The organism is Glutamicibacter sp. BW80, from assembly GCF_002332385.1.
Taxonomy (GTDB): Bacteria; Actinomycetota; Actinomycetes; order Actinomycetales; family Micrococcaceae; genus Glutamicibacter.
Genome location: NZ_NRGV01000003.1, coordinates 1 through 4,339, shown reverse-complemented (window position 1 = coordinate 4,339; position 4,339 = coordinate 1). Strand labels below are relative to the sequence as shown.

Here is a 4,339-nt window from a genome sequence, read left to right as displayed (position 1 = left end):
AGGTTAAATAGCAAGCTAAGAAATCCCGCCAATAGGCACAACGCGATTATTTAGGCTTTCGTTTTGGCCTTGAATCCCAACGATGACTCACCCATGCTTCCTTGATCAACCTTCGAAGAATGATGATGCTATTCGCGAAACTGATCAAAGCGTCAATGACCCGTGCGGTACGTTCAGTGCAGATGGACAGTTTCTTGAACCCACGGTTGTGCCAGGAGTTGGTTCGTTCTACCACCCATCGCGCCCCAGCCTGCAGCGGTTCACCTTTGGTACTGATGATGTAGCCGCACCCCAGCTCATCGAGCAGGTCACGGGTTTTCTGGCTGTCGTAGCCAGCATCCAGATGCACGGTGATCCGCTCTGGAAGAAAGTAGGCGAAGCGTGAAAGACGTTCCAACGTGGGGCGCAACAAAGGTGAATCGTGGCGGTTAGCTGGTGCGATCACGCAGCCCAGAGGGATACCTTTCCCGTCGGTCAGCAGTGAGCGTTTAGTACCTTGTTTACCGCGGTCTACCGGGGATTTCCCGGCGGCTTCGCCACCGCAAGGTGCTTTGACGATGCATCCGTCAACGGTGAGGTCTTCAAGTTCCAGCCCAACGATTCGGTCGTAGGTTTCAAGGCAGATCTGCTCTAGATCTAGGAAGACTCCGGCATTGATCCATTCGTCGCGGCGACGTCGAATGGTGGTTGCCGAGCAGAAGGAGTCACTGATTTTTTCGTAAGAAGCACCCAGAACGAGTACTTGGACGAGTTTTTCGAAGATGATCCGGTCGCTGATCCGTGGGCGGTGGCATCCCCACGGGTGCTCGTCTTTGACTTCTGGGATCAGTGCCTTGAATTGGCTCCAAAGGGGCTTAATAAGGAATGATGGGAGGGCAGGCACGTGACTTCCTGTGTCAGACTTTTTCTTGGTCGAAATATGTTTAACACTGTCCGTGCCTGCCTTTGACTTTAATGACTCTCTAGATGTGTTTAATTACGCTGTCATTGATAGCAACTGTCTTGACTGGTTCCCTATTGGCGCGATTTCTAACTTTATTTTTCTTATGGCACCTATGACCCAAACCACGTTTTCGATAGTGGTTTGGATCACTGCATGGGATCGTAGCTAAGACGCTTCCGGGCAGCCGGAATCCCCATCATCACTCGAACCCTACGGATAGCTATGAGCAAACTCAATTTTAAGAACGTGGCCTTTCTGGTCGCCAGCGTTCTGATCGCCACGCTCGCGCTGGTGACCTCGGCCGCCTCGGGCGGCGAGAACACGGTGCGCGCGAAACTCGTGATCATGGCCCCCGCCTCTCCCGGCGGCGGCTGGGACGGCTTTGCCCGCGAAGCGCAGCAGGCCATCAAATCCGATGGCATCAGCAACAACGTGCAGGTGGTCAACGTCCCCGGTGCCGGCGGCACCATCGGGCTGAGCCAGTTCGCGCAGATGACCGGCCGCTCGGACATGCTGATGGTCACCGGCGGGGTGATGATCGGCGCGATCGAACTCGCCGATTCGGGCACCTCGCTGGAAGACGTCACCCCGATCGCCCGGCTGGCCGATGACTATGCGGTGATCGTGGTCCCCGGCGACTCGGAGCTGGAGACGCTGGAGGACTTCGTCGAAGCCTGGAAGAAAGACCCGGGAGGAACCTCCATTGCCGGCGGTTCGCTTGGCGGCATCGACCACCTGCTGATGGGCATGGCCGCCCGCGAGGTGGGCATCGACCCGCAGCTGGTCAATTACATTCCCTACTCCGGCGGCGGCGAGGCGATCACCTCGGTGCTTTCGGGCACCACCAGCGCGGCCGTTTCCGGCTACAACGAACTCTCCGACCAGATCGAGACCGGAAGCCTGCGCGCCCTGGCGATCTCCTCCGAAGAGCGCCTGCCCGGCGTGGATGTGCCGACCTTCAAGGAGGCCGGGGTCGACGCGGCCATGGCCAATTGGCGCGGCTACGTCGCCGCCCCGGGCATTACCGCCGAGCAGAAGGCCGAACTGCAGCAGATTGTGGCCGAATTCCATGCCACGGAGCAGTGGAAGGACGCGGTGGCCCGGAACAACTGGACCGACAGCTACATGGTCGGCGATGAGCTCGACGCATTCATCGACACGGAGATCGCCACAACCACGGATCTCGTGGAAGGACTCGGACTATGAGCACCACCCAGAGCAGAGAAACCACCGAAGACACCGTACGCATTACCGGTTTCTTCTCGGGCCGCAGCGAGCTGGTGGTCACCGCGCTGCTGCTGGCCCTGGCCGTCGCGCTGACCATCGGCACGGCCTCCATGAACGTCATGGGCGATACCGTACCCGGTCCGCAGTTCTTCCCCTGGATCATCTGCATCGTGCTCTACGCGCTGGCGGTGCTCCATGGCCTTTCCGTGCTGCGCACCCGCCGTTTCCCGCAGGGCACCGACAGCGGCAACCCCGATTTCTCCGCCGAAATGCTGGCCGAATTGGGCGACACCCAGCGCACCGAGGTGCTTGGTGCCAGCGGAGCCCGTCCGCGCCGCACCGGCCGGGTGCGGCTGTACTCGGATTGGGCCACGATCGCCTGGATCGTCGGCGGCATCGCCTGCTTCATCCTCGTGCTTCCGGTACTGGGATGGATTATTTCCGCGGCCGGATTGTTCTGGGCCATCTGCAAGGCGTTGGGCAGCACCCGCCCGATTTTCGACATCGGGGTCGCCGTCATGGTTTCCTCGATCAGCTATTTGGCGTTCGGCCTCGGGTTGGGTCTCAGCCTGCCCGCCGGGTTCCTAGGAGGTTTGCTCTAAATGGATCAGCTCAGTCACTTAATGGCGGGTTTCGCCGGTGCGTTGACGCTCGTGAACCTCATGTGGGTGCTCATTGGCGCCTTGCTGGGCACCGCGGTCGGCGTGCTGCCGGGCCTTGGCTCCTCGATGGCCGTCGCCCTGCTGCTGCCGGTCACCTTCAGTCTGGACCCCACGGCCGCATTCATCATGTTCGCCGGAGTCTACTTCGGCGGGATGTTCGGCGATTCCACGGCCGGAATTCTGCTCAATACGCCCGGGGCCTCCTCGGCCATCGCCACCACCTTCGAGGGCCACAAGATGGCCAAGAGCGGGCAGGCGGCTCGGGCCTTGGCCACCGCCGCGATGGGCGCCTTCATCGGCGGGCTGATCGCCACCACGCTGGTGGTGTTCTTCGCCCCCTCGCTGGTGAAACTGGCGACCGCCTTCGGCCCGGCCGAATACTTCGCCTTGGCCGTCTTCGCCTTCGTCGCCATCTCCTCGGTGGTCTCCGAATCGATCATCAAGGGCCTGGGCGCACTGTCCATCGGCCTGGTCCTGGCGCTGATCGGGGTGGATGGAATCTCCGGTTCCGTGCGCTTCACCGGCGGCCTGCCGCAGCTCTTTGACGGGCTGTCCATTGTGGTCATCACCGTGGGCCTGCTGGCCCTGGGTGAAGTCATCCATGTGGCCTCGCGGATCCACCGCGACCCCAGCGCCCTGCGGATCCCGGCCAGCGGCCGGATCAAGCTCAGCGGCGCGGACTTCCGCAAGGCCCTGCCGGCCTGGCTGCGCGGCACCGCCTTCGGCGTTCCCTTCGGCGTCATCCCAGCCGGCGGCGCGGAGATCCCGACCTTCCTTGCCTACGGCACCGAGAAGCGCTTGGCCGCCAAGCGGAAGGATCCGGAGTTCGGAACCACCGGTTCCATCAACGGCGTGGCCGCCCCGGAGGCCGCCGGAAACGCGACCGCCGGCATGGCCATGGGCGCCCTGCTGGCCCTGGGGCTTCCGGTCTCGGCGACCGCAGCGCTGATGATCGCCGCGTTCCAGCAATACGGCATGCAGCCAGGCCCGCTGCTCTTCGAGCGCTCGGGCGACATGGTCTGGACCCTGCTCGCCTCGCTCTTCGTGGGATTGGTGATGCTGCTGATCATCAACATGCAATTCGCCGGGCTTTGGGCCAAGCTGCTGCTGGTGCCACGGCACTACCTGTATGCAGGCATTACCGTGCTCTCCATGCTGGGCGTCTATGCGGTGAGCTCCTCGGTGATCGACCTTTGGTTCCTGCTGGCCATCGGCATCCTCGGCTTCATCATGCGCCGCTACCAGTTCCCGGTAGCCCCGGTGCTGATCGCCGTGATCCTCGGGCCGCTGGCCGAAACCTCCCTGCGCCGGGCGCTGACCGTGTCCGAGGGCGACCTGGGCTACCTGGTCTCCTCGCCGACCACGATCATCATGTATCTTCTGCTGATCGCCGCGGTGGCGCTGACCATGGTCAAGCATGCGGCGAGCCGTCGCAAGCTGCGCTCCGAGGCGATGGTCCTGCAGGATTCGTAGACCGGATCCATCAACTAACCTCGGTATTTCATGG

General features: G+C 62.1%; 4 protein-coding genes. 3 read left to right on the top strand and 1 reads right to left on the bottom strand.

What is annotated here, in order from left to right; translation table 11 throughout:
• Positions 1-46 precede the first annotated feature (46 nt).
• Entirely contained in the window at positions 47-883 is an 837-nt protein-coding gene (locus CIK76_RS01375) for an IS5 family transposase (RefSeq protein ID WP_176484047.1), read from the bottom strand.
• Between the two features lie 282 nt (positions 884-1,165).
• Between CIK76_RS01375 and CIK76_RS01365 the strand changes: the two genes are divergently transcribed.
• Genes CIK76_RS01365 through CIK76_RS01355 form a run of 3 tightly spaced genes read left to right on the top strand, consistent with a single transcriptional unit; the run spans position 1,166 to position 4,305 of the window.
• Positions 1,166-2,149: a tripartite tricarboxylate transporter substrate-binding protein gene (locus CIK76_RS01365; RefSeq protein WP_096255393.1), complete on the top strand. Its 984-nt coding sequence runs from the start codon at positions 1,166-1,168 to the stop codon at positions 2,147-2,149.
• Entirely contained in the window at positions 2,146-2,772 is a 627-nt protein-coding gene (locus CIK76_RS01360; protein ID WP_096283015.1) for a tripartite tricarboxylate transporter TctB family protein, read from the top strand. The genes CIK76_RS01365 and CIK76_RS01360 overlap by 4 nt, the downstream gene beginning before the upstream one ends.
• The gene (locus CIK76_RS01355; RefSeq protein ID WP_096283014.1) at positions 2,773-4,305 is read left to right on the top strand and encodes a tripartite tricarboxylate transporter permease; all 1,533 of its coding nucleotides are present in this window, start codon (positions 2,773-2,775) and stop codon (positions 4,303-4,305) included. It abuts the gene before it with no gap.
• The last annotated feature ends 34 nt before the right edge of the window (positions 4,306-4,339 follow it).